This window comes from Amycolatopsis sp. NPDC003731, from assembly GCF_053586895.1.
Genome location: NZ_JBSFNC010000093.1, coordinates 1 through 17698, shown reverse-complemented (window position 1 = coordinate 17698; position 17698 = coordinate 1). Strand labels below are relative to the sequence as shown.

The following is a 17698-nucleotide window of genomic DNA, read 5'->3' as shown; positions in this document are numbered from 1 at the left end:
CGGCAGCCCCTCCCCGACACGGGCGGTGGGCGTCTCGACGCACATATCCGAGCAGCCGCGCCCACTGTGTTGCATGATGATCCACCATGGCCGAGCGCACACTCGCCGATCAGTTGGGCGGCTATCTCCCCGAAGGCATCGAGGCCCTCGAAGAGCACGAGCGGCAGAACCTCGCCAACGCCCTGCGCGACGCGCGCAGGCGGCAAGCGAAAGCGCTCGCCGAAGCAGGCGAAGAAGGCCTTCGGTACGTCCCCGCCCTGCTGCGCGGCGCCGTCCGGAAGGCCGTGGGCCTGTGACACCCGACAAACCCACCGCGGCAAACTACGCAGCCGAGGCCGAGATCCTCAAGCTGGCCCGCGTCCTCGACGTCGAGCCCGCGCGCCTCGCATACCTCGCCCGCGTCGATGCCGACGATCTGCAGGCCTTCCGCGAGCAGGTCACCGACACACTCTTCGACGCCAACGCCGCCGCCCTGCAGCGGATGGCTCTGGCCGCTCGGGTCGTGCCCGTCGGGGTGCTCGCCAAGATTGCCGAGAAAGTGTTCGGCCCGCTTCTGTGCGCCCGGATCGCCGGGCTGGTCGACGTCGGGCGGGGCGTCGATGTCGCCAAGCGGCTCAGTCCGCACTTCCTCGCCGAGGTCGCCGCGGAGCTCGATCCGCGGCGGGCCAGCGCGATCATCAGCCGGATCCCGCTGGACACCGTCCTCGCCGTCGCCGGGGAACTCGCGCGCAAGGAGGACTGGATCACCCTCGGCCGGTTCGTCGGGCACCTGCCCGACCTCACCGTGCGGCGGGCCCTCGAACAGATCGACGACCCGTCGCTGCTGCGGATCGCCTTCGTGCTCGACGACAAACGCCGCATCGATCACGTCGTCGGCCTGCTTCCGGCGCACCGGCTCGGGCGGCTGGTCACCGCCGCCGGCGCCGATGAAGACCTCTGGGCGCCGGCGCTCGACCTGCTGACCCACCTCAGTGAGGCGCGGCGGGCAACGCTCAAGCCGATGCTCGCCGGCCTGCCGGAGGGGTTCCGGGACCGCGTTCAGGCGACGATCAAGTAGATCCCGTAGCCGACGATCGCCGCGCAGAGCGCGAAACAGATGACCGCTCCGGCCAGCGGGGCGGAACCCGAGCCGCCCGCCGCGCGGGCCGAGTCGCGCTGCGAAAGCCCGACCACGCCGAACGAAAACAGGCTCGTCAGGACGACGACCGCGCCCAGCGCGACGAGGAAGACGAGACCGAGGGAACCCCAATCGATGTGCACGGCGCTCCTCAGGCGTTGGCCGGCTGGGCGGCCGGCTCGGAGTCGGTGATGGAGTGGGCGCCGACCGGGTTGCGCTTCGACGCGAGGTAGATGCCGAGGGCGACGACGACGCCGGCCAGGCCCACCAGCACGGTGCCCCAGGTGCCGAGCGTCGAGACCTCGGCGGCGACGGCGCCGACGATCGCCGCGGCGGGCAGCGTCAGTGCCCAGGCGACGACCATCTTGCCCGCGACGCCCCAGCGGACTTCGGCGAGCTTGCGGCCGAGGCCGGAGCCGATGATGCCACCCGAGCAGACGTGCGTGGTCGACAGCGCGAAGCCGAGGTGGGCCGAGGTGAGGATGACCGCCGCGGCGCTGGTCTCCGCCGCGAACCCTTGCGGCGTCTGGATTTCGGTGAGCTTCTTGCCCATCGTCTGGATGATCCGCCAGCCGCCGAGGTAGGTGCCGAGCGCGATCGCGAGGCCGGCGGTCAGGATCACCCAGATCGGCGGGCCGGAGTTCGGCGCGAGCGAGCCGGACGCGATCAGCGTCAGCGTGATGACGCCCATGGTCTTCTGCGCGTCGTTCGTTCCGTGCGCGAGGGACACCAGCGACGCCGACGCGATCTGGCCGGCCTTGAAGGTCCGGCCGACCGTGTCCTGCTTCGCGCGCGCGGTGATCCGGTAGACGAGGAAGGTGCCCAGCGTCGCGACGATCCCGGCGACGATCGGCGAGGCGAGCGCCGGGATCAGCACCTTCTCGACGACCTTCCCGAAGTGGACGGCGTCGGAGCCCGAGGCGATCCAGGTCGCGCCGATCAGCCCGCCGAACAGCGCGTGCGACGAACTCGACGGCAGCCCGATCAGCCAGGTCACCAGGTTCCACACGATGGCGCCGACGAGCCCGGCGAAGATGATCACCGGTGTCACCTTCGTGTCGTCGACGATCCCGCCGGAGATCGTCTTCGCGACCTCGACCGAGAGGAACGCGCCGACGAGGTTCAGGACGGCCGAGACGGCGACGGCGACTCTCGGTTTGAGGGCCCCGGTGGCGATGGAGGTGGCCATCGCGTTGGCGGTGTCGTGGAAGCCGTTGGTGAAGTCGAAGGCCAGCGCGGCGACGATCACCACCAGCACGATCAGCGAGAAGTCCATGGGCGGCCCACTTTCGTTGCTGTTCGTTAGCAACGCTACTGATCGACAGGGACGGCTCCGATCCCTGTCGTGTGACGGCTTACTGAACTCTCCGTGAACCGGGGTGAGGAAAACCCCACCAAGACTCGGTGGTTCACCGCAATGTGCCCGCCCACCCCACCTGAAATCCTCGAAACCGGGCGAAAGGGGCCACGATGAACAAGCTGGGGTGGGCGGTCGTCGCGACCGTCGGGTCGGCAGTGCTGTTCTTCTTCGGCACCGGCTTGGCTCCGGTGCCCGAACTCGCTTGGGCGGCACCCCTGCCGATCCTGCTGCTCGCGCCCCGCGTGCCCGGCGCGGCGGCGATGGCGTGCGCGTTCGCCGCCTACCTCGCGGGCAGCGCCGGCAGCTGGAGCTACTTCTGGCACTCGCTGTCGGTCCCGCGTCCCGCCGCGATCGCGATCCTCGGCGGCAGCGCGCTGCTGTTCGCCCTGGCCACGGGCCTGTTCCGGTTGCTGGTCCGCCGGGGCCACGGCTTGCTCGCGGCGATCGCCGCACCGGCGTTGTGGACAGTCGTGCTCTACGTCGTTTCGCTGCTCAACCCGACCGGCGTGATGGACACGCTGATGACGACCCAGGCCGACCGGCCGGCCGTGCTGCGGCTCGCCACGGTGACCGGCGGCTGGGGGGTCGAATTCCTGGTCCTGTTCGTCCCGGCCGCCGTCGCCGCCGCGCTCGCCCCACGGGTCCGCGGCCTCGCACGAGTGGCCGGGCTGGTCGTGACCGCCGCGGTGCTGGCCGGTCTCGTCGTCTGGACCACACCACCCCTGGCCGGGCCGTCGACGCGGGTCGCCCTGATCGCCATGGACAAGGGTCCCTGGGCGGCCGACGTCGGCACGCTCGAGGGCCGGACCACCGTGCAGGCCTATGTGAACGAAATCGAACGGGTGCCGGAGGGCGTCCAAGCCGTCGTGCTGCCGGAAGCCGCTTTCGCGGTGGACCAGACCAGCCGGCCGCGGCTCGTCGACGCCTTCACCGAAGTCGCCCGCAGCCGGAACCTCGACGTCGTCACCGGCGTCATCGACACGACCCCGGACGGGCGGTTCAACGCCGCGCTGGCGATCCCGCCGTCGGGCCCGCCGGTCGAATACCGCAAGTGGCACAACGGGGATTCGCCGAACCTCGCCTCCGGCACCCAGCTCGCGAACCTCGCCGGAGTCGGGCTGATGGTGTGCATGGACGTCAACTTCGCCGACCCCAGCCGCGACTACGGCGAGGCCGGCACCGGCCTGGTGCTCATCCCGGCGTCCGACGAGGACGTCGACGGCTGGGCGCACAGCCGCACGGCGCTGATCCGCGGCGTCGAGAACGGCTTCTCGGTGGCGTGGAGCGCGGCCCGCGGGACACCGATGCTCTCGGACGCCCAGGGCCGCGTCCTGGCCGACGCCCACACCGGCGGACGCCCGTTCACCGTCGTCGTTGCCGACCTCCCGATCGGGCCGGGCAAGACGCCGTACGCCCGCTTCGGCGACTGGTTCGCGTGGCTCTGCGGGCTGATCGCGGTGGCCGGGATCGCGGTAATTGCGCGCCGACCGTCGTTGTCACCCGTCACAACGAACGCCGGGCAACTCTGAGCGTTTTCCCAGGTCGTCTCCAGCGGAATGTGACCGATCATGATCTGCGTCACGTACTGACGGGTAACTGGAGGCAACGGAATGCGGGTCACCAACGGCGGTGTCAAGCGAACCCTGGCCGTGCTCGCCGCGGCGCTCACCTTCGGCGCGGTCGCGCCGTCGATCGCCGAAGCGGCACCGAGCAGCGGCTGGAACGACTGGGGCTGCCGTCCGTCGGCCGCGCACCCGGAGCCCGTCGTGCTGGTGCACGGCCTCGGCGCGAACGACACCGTCAACTGGTTCTTCCACGCGCCGAAGATCGCCGCCCAGGACTACTGCGTCTTCTCGCTGACGTACGGCACCGGCGTCCTCGGCCCGGGTGTCGGCGGGCTCGCGTCCATGCGGGACAGCGCGGCGCAGCTCGGCCGGTTCGTCGACCGCGTCCGCTCCACGACCGGAGCGGCGAAAGTCGACATCGTCGGCCACTCCGAAGGCAGCACGATGCCGGCGTACTACCTGAAGTTCGGCGGTGGCGCCGCCAAGGTCGCCCACTTCGTCGGCTTCGGCGCCAACTACCGCGGGACGACGCTCGGCGGCCTCGACGCGCTGGCCAAGGCCCTGCTCACGTCCGTGCCCGGCCTCGCCGCGGTCCTGCGCACGGCGTGCGGCGCGTGCTCGGAGTACCTGGCCCCCTCGGCGTTCCTGGACGACCTCGCCCGCGGCGGCGTCCACGTCGCCGGCCCGGCGTACACGAGCATCGTGAGCAAGTACGACGAGGTCGTGACGCCGTACACGAGCGGCATCCTCGGCGAGCCGGGCACGACGGACATCGTGCTGCAGGACTTCTGCCCGTCCGATCTGTCGGGCCACCTCGGCCAGGCGATCGACCCGAACGTCACCGGGCTGATCCTCCACGCCCTCGACGACAGCTACGCGCCGACGTGCACGCCGTTCACCCTGCCACTTTAACCCCGGCCCGCCACACCGCGCGGGTCAGCGGCACGCCCGGCCGGTAAGCCAGGTGCGTCACCGAAGGCGCGTCGAGCACGTGGACGTCCGCCCGCGCGCCGGGCCGCAACACGCCCACGTCGTCACGGCGCAGCGCCTTCGCCCCGCCCGCCGTCGCGGCCCAGACCGCCTCCTCGATCGTCATGCGCATCTGGAGCACCGCCGTCGCGACGCAGAACGCCATCGACGTCGTGTACGAGCTGCCCGGGTTGGCGTTGCTGGCCAGCGCGACCGTCGCGCCCGCGTCGAGCAGCCGCCGCGCCGGCGCCAGGGGCTGCCGGGTCGACAAATCGCAGGCGGGCAGCAACGTCGCCACCGTCTCGGACGCGGCCAGCGCCTCGACGTCGGTGTCCGAAAGGTACGTGCAGTGGTCGACGCTCGCCGCGCCGAGTTCCACCGCCAGCCGGACGCCGGGCCCCTCGCCGAGCTGGTTGCCGTGCACCCGCAGACCGAGCCCGCGCTCGGCGGCGGCCTTCAGCACCCGCGCCGACTGGGCCTCGTCGAAGGCACCGGTCTCGCAGAAGACGTCCGCCCAGCGCACGCTTTCCGCCACCGCGTCGAGCATTTCGCCGCAGACCAGGTCCACATAGGACTCGGCGTCGGCGCCGGGCGGGACCAGGTGCGCGCCGAGGAAGGTGACCTCGTCGGCCACCTCGCCGGCGATCCGGGCGCTGCGGGCTTCGTCCGCGACGGTCAGCCCGTAGCCCGTCTTCGTCTCCAGGCAGGTCGTCCCCTGCCGGGCCGCCTCGTCGACGTGGTGCCGCAGGTTCGCCGCCAGCTGCTCGTCGGACGCCTCCCGCGTCGCGCCGACCGTGATCGCGATTCCCCCGGCGGTGTAGGGCTTTCCGGCCATCCGCGCCTCGAACTCGGCGGTGCGGTCACCGGCGAAGACGAGGTGCGTGTGGCTGTCGACCCAGCCGGGCAGCACCGCGCGGCCGCCGACGTCGACGCGTTCGTCGGCCGCCGGTGCGCTCGCCGCCGGACCCGCCCAGGCGACGCGCGGGCCGTCCAGCACCAGGGCCGCGTCGGAAAGCCGGCCCAGCGCCGGGTCGTTGGTGGTGAGTTCGCCGATCCCCGTGATCAGGACTGCCACAGTGCCTCGATCTCCTTCGCCAGAACGGTTTCCGGTCGGTCGACGAGCAGGTGCGCACCGTCCCGGACGACCTCGCGGCCGGCGACGACGACGTGCCGGACGTCCGAGCCGGAAGCCGCGTACACGACCCCCGACGGCTCGATCCCGGCCGTCCGCACCGAATCCAGGGCGACGGTGACGAAGTCCGCGCCCGCCCCCTCGGCGAGCGCGCCGACCTCGGCCCAGCCGATCGCGGCGTGGTCCGTGCCCGCTTCGAGGAGCTCCTCGGCACTGAACCGGCCGCGTTCTTCGCTGGCCAGCCGGTCGTCCAGCTCCAGCGCGCGGGTCTCCTCGAAGGCGTCGACGACGGCGTTGCTGTCACTGCCGATGCTGAGCCGCACCCCGGCGTCCCGCAGTGCGCGGGCCGGGCCGATGCCGTCGCCGAGGTCGCGTTCGGTGGTCGGGCAGAAGCACGCGCGCGCTCCGCTCAGCCGGTCGATGTCCGACGTCGTCAGGTGTGTGGCGTGCACGGCGACCAAGCGCTCGGTCAGCACCCCGCGGTCGTCCAGGAGCTCGGTGGGCGTGCAGCCGTAGGCGGCCTGGCACTGCTCGTTCTCGGCCCGCTGCTCCGACAGGTGGACGTGCACGACCCGCGCGCTGTCCACAAGCGACAGTTGATCGGCCGGCACCGCGCGCACCGAATGGATCGCCGCACCCACCCGGAACAGCTCGTCTTCCTTGAGCGCGGCCACCCGCGAAGCCCACGCCGACGCCGAGCCGTCGGAGAAGCGCCGCTGCACCTCGTCCGGTTCGACGCCGATGCCGCCGGCCAGGTAGCACGTGTCCAGGAGCGTCAGCCGGACCCCGGCGTCGGCCGCGGCCTGCCGCAGCGCCTCCCCCATCGCGTTCGGGTCGGCGTACGGCTTCCCGCCGGGCGCGTGGTGCAGGTAGTGGAACTCGCCGACGCTCGTGTACCCGCCGAGCACCATCTCCGCGTAGACGCCGCGGGCCAGCCGGTAGTACGTGTCGGGGTCGAGCCGCGCGGCCAGGGCGTACATCCGCTCGCGCCACGTCCAGAACGTGCCGCGCTCGTGGTGCGTCCGGCCCCGCAGCGCGCGGTGGAAGGCGTGCGAGTGGCCGTTCGCGAAGCCCGGCAGCGTCAGCCCGCCGAGCACCGTCCCGGACCGCGGCGACCCGGGTGCCACGCCGGTGATCCGGCCGCCGGCGACGTCGATGCGCACCGAGGACGCGATCCCGCCGGGCAGCCAAGCTTGCTCGCACCAGAAAACTGTCGGTGCCGCGCGATAGGCTGGAACCGGGGGGCGCCCCCGCGGGTCGGAGGTCACTGCGCGAGCCGTTCCAGGGCCGTGGCCAGCGCCGCCGCGCCGGCTTCGACGTCGTCGGCCTCGGCGAACTCCTCCGGCGAGTGGCTGATGCCGGTCGGGTTGCGCACGTAGAGCATCCCGGCCGGGACGAACCCGGCGAGGATGGCCGCGTCGTGGCCGGCGCCGGTCGGCAGCTCCGGCGGAACGCCGAGCCACGCGCCGAGGTCGCGCCGGAGGCCGTCGTCGAACACGACGTCGTCCGAATAGGACTCGCGCGTCACCGCGACCCGGCAGCCCTCCGCCGCGGCCGCCTCCGCAGCCGCACGGCTGATCTCGGCGACCAGCCCCGGCGTGCCCTCGCCGGGCACCCGCGCGTCCAACCATAGGTCCACTGTGGACGCGATGACGTTGGTCCCGCCGGGGGTCGGCACGAGCCGGCCGACGGTCGCCCGCGCGTCCGGCACCTTCGCGGCCAGCCGCCGGACGGCCGTCACCGTCGCGGCGGCGGGCAGCATCGGGTCGGCGCGGTCGGCGAGCAGCGTCGCCCCGGCGTGGTTCCCCTGCCCCGCGAAGGAAAACCGCCACCGCCCGTGCGCGATCACCGTGCTGCCGACGGCTACCGGCGCGCCGAGGTCGATCAGCCCGCGGCCCTGCTCGACGTGCAGTTCGAGGAAGTGCCCGATCCGGTCGAGCCGCTCGGCGTCCGGGCCCATCCGAGCCGGGTCGACACCCGCCTTCGCGGCCGCCTCGGCGAACGTCACGCCGTCGGCGTCCCGCAGGCCGCGCGCCCTGTCGGCGTCGATCGTGCCGGTGAGCAGCCGCGACCCCAGGCACGGCACGCCGAAGCGACCACCCTCTTCCTCGGCGAACACCACGACGGCGAGCGGCCGGCGCGGCCGGAAGCCCTTGGCCTGCAAGTCCGAGACGGCGGTCAGCGCGCTCACCACGCCGAGCGGGCCGTCGAACGCGCCGCCGCCCGGCACCGAGTCGAGGTGGCTACCGGTGACCACGGCGTTGCGCCCCGGCGGCCCCCACCACGCCCAGATGTTGCCGTTGCGGTCGGTCTCGACGTCCAGCCCGAGCCCCAGCGCGCGCTCGACGAACCACTCACGCAGGTCGTGCTCGGGCGCGTCGAAGCCGTGCCGCGAGTAGCCGCCGCGCTTGGGGTCGCGCCCGACGTCGCCGATCTCGGCCAGCAGGCCCGAAGCCGTCACGCCTGCTCCCGCATCGGGACGCGCACACCCCGCTCGTCGGCGACGTCGGCCGCGCGGTCGTACCCGGCGTCGACGTGCCGGATGACGCCCATGCCGGGGTCGTTGGTGAGCACGCGCTCCAGCTTCTGCGCGGCCAACGGAGTCCCGTCGGCGACGCTGACCTGCCCGGCGTGGATGGACCGGCCCATGCCGACGCCACCGCCGTGGTGGATCGACACCCAGCTCGCCCCGGAGGACGTGTTGACCAGGGCGTTGAGCAGCGGCCAGTCCGCGATCGCGTCGGAGCCGTCGGCCATGCCCTCGGTCTCGCGGTACGGCGAGGCGACGCTGCCGGAGTCGAGGTGGTCGCGGCCGATGACGACCGGCGCCTTCAGCTCGCCGCCGGCCACCATCTCGTTGAACCGCAGGCCGGCCAGGTGGCGTTCGCCGTAGCCGAGCCAGCAGATCCGGGCGGGCAGCCCCTGGAACGCCACGCGTTCGCCGGCGAGGCGGATCCAGCGGGCGAGGGATTCGTTCTCCGGGAACAGGTCCAGCATCGCGCGGTCGGTCGCGGCGATGTCCTCGGGGTCGCCGGACAGCGCGGCCCAGCGGAACGGGCCGTTGCCCTCGCAGAACAGCGGGCGGATGTAGGCGGGCACGAAACCGGGGAAGTCGAACGCGCGCTCGCAGCCGCCGAGCTTGGCCTCGCCGCGCAGGGAGTTGCCGTAGTCGAACACTTCCGCGCCGCGGTCGAGGAAGCCGAGCATGGCCTCGACGTGGTCGGCCATCGACTCGCGCGAGCGGTCGGTGAACTCGTCGGGCTTCTTGGCCGCGTAGTCGTGCCAGTCGTCGACGCCGACGCCCTTGGGCAGGTAGGACAGCGGGTCGTGCGCGGACGTCTGGTCGGTGACGATGTCGACCTCGACGTTCCGGCGCAGGAGCTCCGGCAGCACCTCGGCCGCGTTGCCGACGACACCGACGGACAACGCGCGCTTTTCCTGCTTGGCCTTGGTGACGCGGGCGATGGCGTCGTCGAGGTCGTCGGCGACCTCGTCGAGGTAGCGCGTCTCGACACGGCGGTGCGCACGCTGCGGGTCGCACTCGATGACCAGCGCAACGCCGTCGTTCATGGTGACGGCGAGGGGCTGCGCGCCACCCATGCCGCCGAGACCCGCGGTGACGGTCAGGGTTCCACGAAGCGACCCGCCGAACTTCTTCTTCGCGACGGCGGCGAACGTCTCGTACGTGCCCTGCAGGATGCCCTGGGTGCCGATGTAGATCCACGAGCCCGCGGTCATCTGCCCGTACATCGTCAGGCCCTGGGCTTCCAGGCCGCGAAACTCCGGCCAGGTCGCCCAGTCGCCGACCAGGTTCGAGTTCGCGATCAGCACCCGCGGCGCCCATTCGTGCGTGCGGAAGACGCCGACCGGCTTGCCGGACTGGACGAGCAGCGTCTCGTCGGCGTCCAAAGTGGTCAGTTCGCGGGTGATCGCGTCGAAGCTGGCCCAGTTGCGGGCGGCCTTGCCGGTGCCGCCGTAGACGACCAGGTCTTCGGGGCGCTCGGCGACGTCGGGGTCGAGGTTGTTGTGGAACATCCGCAGCGCGGCTTCGGTCTGCCACGACTTGGCGGTGAGCTGGGTGCCGCGGGCGGCACGGACGACGCGGGACATCAGACCTCCAGACGGGCGGCGTCGAGGACGGCGCCGGAGCGGACGAGTTCTTCGGCGGCCGCGATTTCCGGCGCCAGGTGCCGGTCGGGGCCGGGGCCCGCGACCTTCGTGCGGAGCAGGTCGCGCACCGCGCCGGTGACCGGCGACGGCTCCAGCGGCGCGCGGAAGTCCAGCGCCCGGGCCGCCGTGAGCAGCTCGATGGCGAGGACGGTGGTCAGGCCGTCGACGGCCTTGCGCAGCTTCCGCGCGGCCGACCAGCCCATGGAGACGTGGTCCTCCTGCATGGCGCTGCTCGGGATGGAGTCGACCGACGCCGGGACGGCGAGCCGCTTGAGCTCGCTGACCACGGCGGCCTGGGTGTACTGGGCGATCATGTGGCCGGAGTCGACGCCGGGGTCGTCGGCCAGGAACGGCGGCAGGCCGTGCGAGCGCGCCTTGTCGAGCATCCGGTCGGTGCGGCGCTCGGCGATGCTGGCGACGTCGGCGATCGGGATGGCCAGGAAGTCGAGCACGTAGGCGACGGGCGCGCCGTGGAAGTTGCCGTTGGACTCGACGCGGCCGTCGGCGAGGACGACCGGATTGTCCACAGCGGACATCAGCTCGCGCTCGCCGACGAGCTCGGCGTGGGTCAGGCTGTCGCGCGCGGCGCCGTGGACCTGCGGGGCGCAGCGCAGCGAGTAGGCGTCCTGGACGCGGTTGCAGTCCGGGCCGCGGTGGCTTTCGACGATCTTCGAGCCCTGCAGCGCCTGCCACATCCGGGCGGCAGACTTCGCCTGCCCGGGGTGCGGGCGCAGGGCCTGGAGGTCGGCGGCGAACGCGCGGTCGGTGCCGAGCAGGGCCTCGACGCTCATCGCGGCGGTGAGGTCGGCGATGTCGAAGAGCTTGTGCAGGTCGGCGGCGGCGAGCAGGAGCATGCCGAGCATGCCGTCGGTGCCGTTGGTGAGCGCCAGGCCCTCCTTTTCGGCGAGGACGACCGGCTCGATCCCGGCGTGCTTCAGCGCTTCTTCCGCCTTCATCACTTCGCCGCGGTACGTCACTTCGCCCTCGCCCATGAGCGCGAGCGCGACGGCGGCCAGCGGCGCGAGGTCGCCGGAGCAGCCGAGCGAGCCGTATTCGTGGACGACCGGCGTGATGTCGGCGTTGAGCAGGGCCGCAAGCGTTTGCGCGGTGCCCGGCCGAACGCCGGTGTAGCCGCTGGCGAGGGTGCGCAGCCGCAGCAGCATCAGCGCGCGGACGACCTCGGGCTCGACGGCGGGCCCGGCGCCGGCGGCGTGCGAGCGGATCAGGCTGCGCTGCAGCGCGGTCCGGCTCTCGACGGGGATGTGGCGGGTGGCGAGCGCCCCGAAGCCGGTCGAGACGCCGTAGGTGGGCGTGACGGCGTGGGCGAGGTTCTCGATGTGCTGGCGCGTCGCGGCGAGGTTCTTCTCGGCGGCGTCCGTGAGCCCGACGGGCGCGTGGCCCCGGACGACGTCGACGACCTGGGCGGCGGTCAGGGGTTCGGGGCCCAGGAGCACTTTTTCCGGCATGGCCTCATTGGACCTCGTCCTTCCCGCTGGTGGGATGCCTCAACGGGTGGTTCTGTCTGGTATCCCAGACGTAAGCTCGGCGCATGGGCGAGAGCAGTGAGGTCCCGGCGCTGCGCCGCGGGCTGGCGGTGCTGCGCCTGCTGGCGACCCGCCCGGGCCCGGTCACCGCGGCGGCCATCGCCCGGGAGGCGGGACTCCCCCGCTCGACGACGTACCACCTGCTCAACGAGCTGGAGGCGGCCGGTTTCGTCGTGCACCTGCCCGCGGAACGCCGGTACGGCCTGGGCATCGCCGCCTTCGAGCTGGGGTCGGCCTACCTGCGCCACGACCCCCTGGAACGCCTGGCCGGGCCGTTGCTGCGCAAGCTCGTCGACCGCGTCGGCCACACCGCCCACCTGGGCGTCCTGCACGGCAACGAGTCGCTGTACCTGATCAAGGAACGCCCGGCCCGGCCGGAGACGCTGGTGACCGAGGTCGGCGTCCGGCTGCCGGCCCAGCTGACCGCGTCCGGCCGGGCGATCCTGCGGCACCTGCCGGCCCCGCACGTCCGCGCGCTGTTCCCCGCGGCCTCGGCGTTCGTCCTCCGCACCGGCCGCGGCCCGCGCACGCTGGCCGAACTGCGCCGCACGCTCACCGCGGAACGCCGCCTCGGCTGGTCGGTCGAGGACGGCCACGTCACCGACGGCTTCGCCTCGGTCGCCTGCCCGGTCTTCGACCACGGCGCCCGCCCGCTGGCCGCGATCAGCGTCACCTTGCGCCACCACTGCACGGCGGAGCCGTGCTCGGAGACGTGGCCGGACCTCGCCGCCGAAGTCGCGACGACGGCAGCCGAGCTGACCAGCCGGATCGGCGGCCACCCGGCCTGACGCTCACCTGCCGGCCGCCTCCCGGATACCCGCGCCCAGCGCGAGCATCGGTTGCGGCGCCCGGACTGCCCGCGCGTCGGCTGCCAGCCGTCCCAACGCGTCCCGGTCCTCGGCGATCCGGAGCAGCACCTCTCGTCCGTCTCCGTCGAGCAGCGCAGGCATCTGCGACCCCAGCAGCCAAGCGCCGGTGAGCGCCGGGTCGTATTCGTTCGCTTCCAACGCTTCCACCTCTTCGTAAAGGCGGTCCAAGTATGTGCCCGACGAGTACCAGGAGATCATTTCGGCGAGGTCGACCGCGTCACGGGTGGTCGTACCGTGACGGTCCCACCAGGTCAGCAGCTTGAGCAGGGCCAACGCCGGCACCGCGGGGACGCGGATCGCCGTCCCGCCCGGCAGCAGGACGGTCTCGGCCGTTCGCACCGCTTCGCTCAGCCCGCGGACGTTCATCCGGAAGTCATCCGGCCAGAGAATGGTGCGATCTTCCCGCTCGATGCCGCCATAGGGCACCACATCGACTTCCACGCCGTCGACGAGGAACTTGTGCACACTTCGGCCATGTCTTTCGAGCTGCCCGGCCAGCCGCTCGAAGTCCTCCCAGCTACAGACTTCGACGGCGATGTCGACATCCCGGGTGGAGCGTGCCGGTGGCCGTCCGATCAACCCGATCGACAGGATCGTCCGCGCCGTCGCGCCGACGACGAGGTAGTCCAGATCCGCCGCGCGAGCCGCCGCATCGACTCCCACCAGCACCCGAGCAGTGAGGGCGATCTCAGGATCGGCCGAGGCTGACAAGTCGATCATCACTGCTCCGAATCCGGTCTCCGTGTTCACGCTGGCGGGGGTCTCCGGAAGCCAGCAGATCGGCATAGATCAGCGGGGAAGGGACGATCCAGGAGTCGTGATCCGGCATGTGCCAGAACCGTTCCCGGATGTGGACGTTTCCCCTGCCTTCGGCTCGGGCCATGCGGTGCCGGCTGACGAACCGCGCCGGGAGAGTTTCCACGTAGAGCGTGAGCGACGCGGGTCGCAGGTGGGGGTCCAGGAGACTGGCGCCGGCCTCTCCGCCCACCTGGATCCCCAGCGAACACATCTCGGTTTCCGAGTTCCGCCACCAAGAGAGGTCGTCCACCGAGAATTCACCGAGCGCGAGCGAGGCGTGCAGGGTGATCGAGTACGCCTCCGACCAGCGGTCGAGCAGCTCGCCACCGCGGGCCAACCGGCGGCCCTCCGCTCCGGCGTACAGGTAGCCCGCCTTGGTGAGCTCGTCGATGACCGCCTTCACGGTCCCCAGCGAGGCCCCGCTCACCTCGGCCAGGACTCGGTACGGGCGGGAAACCAGGTCCGGCCGGCTGAGGAGGACGAACACCACGCGAAGACCCGACCGGCCGAAGGCCCCGGCTGCCCGAGGGGAAGTCCTCGAACGCGGAACGACCGGATTGCGCCGCCCGCGGACGTCGACCAGGACATCGCCCCAGGCCAGATGCGCATTGCCCGCCGTGTCCAGATAATCGATCCCCCGGGCGCGCAGCCGCTCGGCGACCGGCTCGCTGACGTAGGTCGTGACCAGCAGCTCTGGGAGCTGGGTAGGCAGAGTGATGCTGGTGGTCAGCTCAGGCGTCAATCGATGCTTGACCTCGGTGCCGTAGGTCCGGGCGGCTCCTGATCGCGTCGTGAGGCGCAGCACCGCGTCGAGCCGGCGCGCGTCGCCGGGCTGGGCGACCTCCACCGCGAGCACCTCGCCGCGGAGGCCGTACTCGCTCGCTTGGTCGAGCGCCACCTGGATGAGGTTCTGCTCGTTCAACGAGCGAGCATGTTCATTTTCATTGAACATGCTCTCATATTGAACGCCGCGGCCCTTTTACGCAACCGGAATCGGCGGCCACCCGGCCTGACCGCCGTCGCGGGCCGTCCGGGCGCCGGGGCTGGTGCGAACGGGGCAACTGTCACCGAACGGCTCGATTCCACTCCGGTGGGTGATTACCTTGACTGAACAGCGGGTTCGAGGGGCACCGATGGATGACGCACGCGTGAAGAAGGTCGGTTTCGGTGCGGTGCTCGCCGTCGCCGAATTCCGGGCGATGTGGACCGCCGAGCTGCTGTCGATCTGCGGCGACCAGCTCGCCCGGGTCGCGCTCGCGGTGCTCGTCTACCAGCGCACGTCCTCGGCAGCGCTGACCGGCCTCACCTACGCGCTGACGTACGTGCCGTCCCTGCTCGGCAGCATCCTGCTGGCCGGCGCGGGCGACCGGTGGCCGCGCCGCGACGTGATGGTCGCGACCGATCTGGCGCGGGCCGCGCTGGTCGCGGTGATCGCGATCCCCGGCGTCCCGCTGTGGGTGCTGTGCGTCTTGGTCGCGGTGATGACGGCGCTCGGCGGGCCGTTCAAGGCGGCCCAGCAGGCGCTGCTTCCGTCGGTCCTCGTCGGCGAGCGGTACCTCGTCGGGATGGCCCTGCGGAACGTGACGATGCAGGCCGCCCAGCTGGCCGGGTTCGCCGGCGGCGGCGTGCTGATCACCGCGCTCACCCCGTCCGCCGCACTGGGCCTGGACGCGGCGACCTTCCTGCTTTCGGCCTTGTTCCTGGTCACCGGCGTCCGGCGGCGGGCGGCGATCGCGCAGGCGGTCCGGCCCGCCTGGCTGGCCACGACCGGCGCGGGCATCCGGCTGATCTGGCGCGACCCGGCGCTGCGCACGCTGGTGGCGCTCAATTGGCTGGCCGGGTTCTACGTCGTGCCAGAGGCTCTGGCCGCGCCGTACGCGGCGGGTATCGGCGCGGGTGCGACGCTGGTCGGGCTGCTCATGGCGGCGGACCCGGCGGGCAGCGTGCTCGGCGGCGTCGTGTTCGGCAAGTGGATCCCGGAGCGCGTGCAGCTGCGCGTCCTGGCCTGGCTCGGGATCGCGGCGGGCCTGCCGCTGGTGGTGTTCGTCTGCCGTCCGGGCCTGGTGCCGTCGGTGGTGCTGCTGGCGGCGTCCGGCCTGCTGGCGACGGGCTACAACATCACCGGCACGGTGTCGTTCATGCGGCGGGTGCCGGACGAGCACCGCGCGCAGTGCGCCGGCGTGAACTCGGCCGGCCTGATCACGGTGCAGGGCGTCGGCGCGGCCGCGGCGGGCGCGCTGGCCGACGTGCTGGGCCCGGCGCACACCATCGCCGCGGCCGGAGCGGCGGGTGCCGCGGTGGCCGTGCCGATCGCGAGGGCGTGGCGCCGGGTCGGGCTGGAGGAGCGATGACCTCAGTTGTCGCGACCGCACATGGTGCGCCTCCCTTCACGACCCCGGGCCGGACCGGCTCCGTCACCGGCCGGACACCATGAGTATGCGGACCGGGGGCGGGATTCCGCGCACTGGGCCGCGGATTCGTGACGTCCTCGTGGCACCACGCCACTGGGCGCTGTGGCGCCAGGGCCCGCGCGTGGTCGGCTACTGCCTGGTGAGCGAGGCGGCGGCGGTGGTGCTGACGCTGCGCCCGTCGCCGGTCGCGGTGGACCGCCGGACGCTGTCGATCCTGCTGGTGCTGCTGGTCCTCGGGGTGGTGCAGTCGGAGACGGGCCGCCGCGTGGAGCGCATCCGCCGTCGCGTGTCGGGCACCCCGCACATCAACATGACGTCGGTCTGGACGTTCGCCGGCGTGCTCCTGCTGCCCCCGCTCCTGCTGGCGGTCCTGGTCGGCGGCCTGTACACGCACCTGGCGATCCGCAGCTGGTACCGCCTGCAGCGGGTCCCGGCGTCCCGCACGGTCAGCAACGCGGCGATCATCGTGCTGTCGTGTTACGCGGCCCAGTCGGTCCTGCGCGCTTCGGGCTTCGCCGACGTCCGCGCGGCGATGACCCACGGCTGGGCGGGAACGTTCGCGATCACGGCGGCGGGAGTGACGTTCTTCGCGGTGAACGCCCTCCTGGTCCTCCCGGCCCGCCGCGAAGTCGGCCGGACGCCGGAGGCGCTGTTCGGGACGTGGGCGGACAACGGCCTCGAGGTGGCGACGCTCTGCCTGGGTGCGCTGAACGCGGTGGCCCTGGCGACGTTGCCGGGCCTGGTGGTGCTGGTGTTCCCGCCGTTGCTGCTGTTGCACCGGACGGTGCTGGTGAAGCAGCTGGAGGTGGCCGCCCACCGCGACGAGAAGACGGGTCTGTACAACACGAGCGGCTGGCACGCGCTGGCCGAGCGAACCTTGGCGGCAGCGGCCCGCCAGCACACGACGTTCGGGTTGCTGATGCTGGACTTGGACCACTTCAAGCAGGTGAACGACACGTACGGCCACCTGGCGGGCGACGCGGTGCTGAAGGCGGTGGCCCAGTCGATCATCTCGGCGGTCCGCGGCCGGGGTGACGCGGTGGGCCGGTTCGGTGGCGAGGAGTTCGTGGTGCTGCTGCCGGGGATCACCCGGCCGGACGTCGGCCCGGTGGCGGAGCGGATCCGCCGGGCGATCAGCGCGCTGGCGGTCCCGGCGGGTCAGCTGTCGATCACGGGTTTGACGGTCTCGATCGGCATCGCGGTGTACCCGGAGGCGGGGACGTCATTGCAGCGCCTGCTGGACGCGGCGGACACCGCGCTGTACCACGCGAAGGCGACGGGCCGGAACAAGGTGGTCCACGTGGCGGACCTGGTGTGATCAGGCGGTCTTGTGCCGCAGCCGCCCGGCGTCGAGCCCGAGCATGGCGAGCAGTTCGGCACATTCCCGCGAGTCGGAGGAGTGCCCGGCCACCGTCAGGACGGCTCGATCGTTCTGTTCACCGAGCCGGACGGCCTCTTCAGCCCGGATCACACCCATCCGGCTGTCTTCGTCGTTGGCAAGGGAGCTGCCGCTGCGTCGGGCCCAGGTCATCTGGCCACCTGCTTCCGGCTCCACGGGTGCGGAGCCATGGTCGGGCCCTCAGCATGACACTCACGAAAATTTCACCCACAAGTGGCCCCCACCACACCCCCCGGTGCCCACCACATCCTGATGCCCACCACGCACTTGGTGCCCACCACCCCGAAGCCGCGATTGTCACTACGGACGGTGGTACCGCGTCAAGGCGGGAAAGCGTGCCTTGACCCGGCACCACCGTCCGCGT

17 protein-coding genes are annotated in these 17698 nt (G+C 72.1%); 7 read left to right on the top strand and 10 right to left on the bottom strand.

The features are described from left to right. Window positions 1–86: 86 nt before the first annotated feature. Both ACWDN5_RS30985 and ACWDN5_RS30980 read left to right on the top strand, forming a co-directional pair. Window positions 87–296, top strand: coding sequence for a hypothetical protein (locus tag ACWDN5_RS30985; protein WP_449678767.1), 210 nt, complete (start codon window positions 87–89; stop codon window positions 294–296). Further along, window positions 293–1057, top strand: coding sequence for a hypothetical protein (locus tag ACWDN5_RS30980; protein WP_449678766.1), 765 nt, complete (start codon window positions 293–295; stop codon window positions 1055–1057). The genes ACWDN5_RS30985 and ACWDN5_RS30980 overlap by 4 nt, the downstream gene beginning before the upstream one ends. Here the strand turns inward: ACWDN5_RS30980 and ACWDN5_RS30975 are convergent. Further along, window positions 1039–1260 carry a hypothetical protein gene (locus tag ACWDN5_RS30975; RefSeq protein ID WP_310975808.1) on the bottom strand — a complete coding sequence of 74 codons (222 nt, stop codon included), beginning with the start codon at window positions 1258–1260 and terminating at the stop codon, window positions 1039–1041. The genes ACWDN5_RS30980 and ACWDN5_RS30975 overlap by 19 nt on opposite strands. 8 nt (window positions 1261–1268) lie before the next feature. Next, the gene (locus ACWDN5_RS30970; RefSeq protein ID WP_310975807.1) at window positions 1269–2393 is read right to left on the bottom strand and encodes an inorganic phosphate transporter; all 1125 of its coding nucleotides are present in this window, start codon (window positions 2391–2393) and stop codon (window positions 1269–1271) included. 194 nt (window positions 2394–2587) lie between these two features. On the opposite strand from ACWDN5_RS30970, the gene ACWDN5_RS30965 reads away from it, so the two are divergent. Together ACWDN5_RS30965 and ACWDN5_RS30960 are read left to right on the top strand one after the other, a co-directional pair. Beyond that, window positions 2588–4006: a nitrilase-related carbon-nitrogen hydrolase gene (locus tag ACWDN5_RS30965; protein WP_449678765.1), complete on the top strand. Its 1419-nt coding sequence runs from the start codon at window positions 2588–2590 to the stop codon at window positions 4004–4006. Window positions 4007–4087: 81 nt separating this feature from the next. Beyond that, window positions 4088–4954 carry a lipase family alpha/beta hydrolase gene (locus ACWDN5_RS30960; protein WP_449678764.1) on the top strand — a complete coding sequence of 289 codons (867 nt, stop codon included), beginning with the start codon at window positions 4088–4090 and terminating at the stop codon, window positions 4952–4954. On the opposite strand, the gene hutI is transcribed toward ACWDN5_RS30960, so the two are convergent. The 5 genes from hutI to hutH all read right to left on the bottom strand — a co-directional run bounded on the left by hutI (window position 4938) and on the right by hutH (window position 11779). Continuing rightward, the gene (gene hutI, locus ACWDN5_RS30955; RefSeq protein WP_449678763.1) at window positions 4938–6086 is read right to left on the bottom strand and encodes an imidazolonepropionase; all 1149 of its coding nucleotides are present in this window, start codon (window positions 6084–6086) and stop codon (window positions 4938–4940) included. The two genes, ACWDN5_RS30960 and hutI, sit on opposite strands and share 17 nt — an antisense overlap. Beyond that, complete coding sequence (locus ACWDN5_RS30950) at window positions 6074–7306, bottom strand: formimidoylglutamate deiminase (protein WP_449678762.1); 1233 nt, start codon at window positions 7304–7306, stop codon at window positions 6074–6076. The genes hutI and ACWDN5_RS30950 overlap by 13 nt, the downstream gene beginning before the upstream one ends. Before the next feature lie 101 nt (window positions 7307–7407). Beyond that, a complete protein-coding gene (locus ACWDN5_RS30945) occupies window positions 7408–8604 on the bottom strand; it encodes an allantoate amidohydrolase (RefSeq protein WP_449678761.1) in 1197 nt (398 codons plus the stop codon). Then, a complete protein-coding gene (gene hutU, locus ACWDN5_RS30940; protein ID WP_449678760.1) occupies window positions 8601–10253 on the bottom strand; it encodes a urocanate hydratase in 1653 nt (550 codons plus the stop codon). The genes ACWDN5_RS30945 and hutU overlap by 4 nt, the downstream gene beginning before the upstream one ends. Continuing rightward, window positions 10253–11779, bottom strand: a complete 1527-nt coding sequence (gene hutH, locus ACWDN5_RS30935; RefSeq protein ID WP_449678759.1) for a histidine ammonia-lyase — start codon at window positions 11777–11779, stop codon at window positions 10253–10255. The genes hutU and hutH overlap by 1 nt, the downstream gene beginning before the upstream one ends. A gap of 83 nt (window positions 11780–11862) precedes the next feature. Here hutH and ACWDN5_RS30930 point away from each other — a divergent pair, with 83 nt between their 5' ends. Continuing rightward, complete coding sequence (locus ACWDN5_RS30930; protein ID WP_449678758.1) at window positions 11863–12645, top strand: IclR family transcriptional regulator; 783 nt, start codon at window positions 11863–11865, stop codon at window positions 12643–12645. Between the two features lie 3 nt (window positions 12646–12648). Here ACWDN5_RS30930 and ACWDN5_RS30925 read toward each other — a convergent pair whose 3' ends face one another. Together ACWDN5_RS30925 and ACWDN5_RS30920 are read right to left on the bottom strand one after the other, a co-directional pair. After that, entirely contained in the window at window positions 12649–13446 is a 798-nt protein-coding gene (locus ACWDN5_RS30925) for a nucleotidyl transferase AbiEii/AbiGii toxin family protein (RefSeq protein WP_449678757.1), read from the bottom strand. Then, entirely contained in the window at window positions 13415–14446 is a 1032-nt protein-coding gene (locus ACWDN5_RS30920) for a type IV toxin-antitoxin system AbiEi family antitoxin (protein ID WP_449678756.1), read from the bottom strand. Before ACWDN5_RS30920 ends, ACWDN5_RS30925 begins: the two co-directional genes overlap by 32 nt. Window positions 14447–14657: 211 nt before the next feature. On the opposite strand from ACWDN5_RS30920, the gene ACWDN5_RS30915 reads away from it, so the two are divergent. Together ACWDN5_RS30915 and ACWDN5_RS30910 are read left to right on the top strand one after the other, a co-directional pair. After that, on the top strand, window positions 14658–15875 hold the full coding sequence (locus ACWDN5_RS30915; RefSeq protein WP_449678755.1) for an MFS transporter: 1218 nt from the start codon (window positions 14658–14660) through the stop codon (window positions 15873–15875). Window positions 15876–16014: 139 nt separating this feature from the next. Continuing rightward, complete coding sequence (locus ACWDN5_RS30910) at window positions 16015–17253, top strand: GGDEF domain-containing protein (protein ID WP_310975797.1); 1239 nt, start codon at window positions 16015–16017, stop codon at window positions 17251–17253. Here the strand turns inward: ACWDN5_RS30910 and ACWDN5_RS30905 are convergent, their stop codons facing one another. Then, entirely contained in the window at window positions 17254–17466 is a 213-nt protein-coding gene (locus ACWDN5_RS30905; protein ID WP_310975796.1) for a hypothetical protein, read from the bottom strand. Window positions 17467–17698: the final 232 nt, after the last annotated feature.

What these genes read in the sequence shown, in the direction of transcription:
- ACWDN5_RS30985 (WP_449678767.1), top strand. Translation starts at nt 87, where the DNA reads ATGGCCGAGCGCACACTCGCCGATCAGTTGGGCGGCTATCTCCCCGAA.
- ACWDN5_RS30970 (WP_310975807.1), bottom strand. Translation starts at nt 2,393, where the DNA reads ATGGACTTCTCGCTGATCGTGCTGGTGGTGATCGTCGCCGCGCTGGCC.
- ACWDN5_RS30965 (WP_449678765.1), top strand. Translation starts at nt 2,588, where the DNA reads ATGAACAAGCTGGGGTGGGCGGTCGTCGCGACCGTCGGGTCGGCAGTG.
- ACWDN5_RS30960 (WP_449678764.1), top strand. Translation starts at nt 4,088, where the DNA reads ATGCGGGTCACCAACGGCGGTGTCAAGCGAACCCTGGCCGTGCTCGCC.
- hutU (WP_449678760.1), bottom strand. Translation starts at nt 10,253, where the DNA reads ATGTCCCGCGTCGTCCGTGCCGCCCGCGGCACCCAGCTCACCGCCAAG.
- hutH (WP_449678759.1), bottom strand. Translation starts at nt 11,779, where the DNA reads ATGCCGGAAAAAGTGCTCCTGGGCCCCGAACCCCTGACCGCCGCCCAG.
- ACWDN5_RS30930 (WP_449678758.1), top strand. Translation starts at nt 11,863, where the DNA reads ATGGGCGAGAGCAGTGAGGTCCCGGCGCTGCGCCGCGGGCTGGCGGTG.
- ACWDN5_RS30925 (WP_449678757.1), bottom strand. Translation starts at nt 13,446, where the DNA reads ATGATCGACTTGTCAGCCTCGGCCGATCCTGAGATCGCCCTCACTGCT.
- ACWDN5_RS30915 (WP_449678755.1), top strand. Translation starts at nt 14,658, where the DNA reads ATGGATGACGCACGCGTGAAGAAGGTCGGTTTCGGTGCGGTGCTCGCC.
- ACWDN5_RS30905 (WP_310975796.1), bottom strand. Translation starts at nt 17,466, where the DNA reads ATGACCTGGGCCCGACGCAGCGGCAGCTCCCTTGCCAACGACGAAGAC.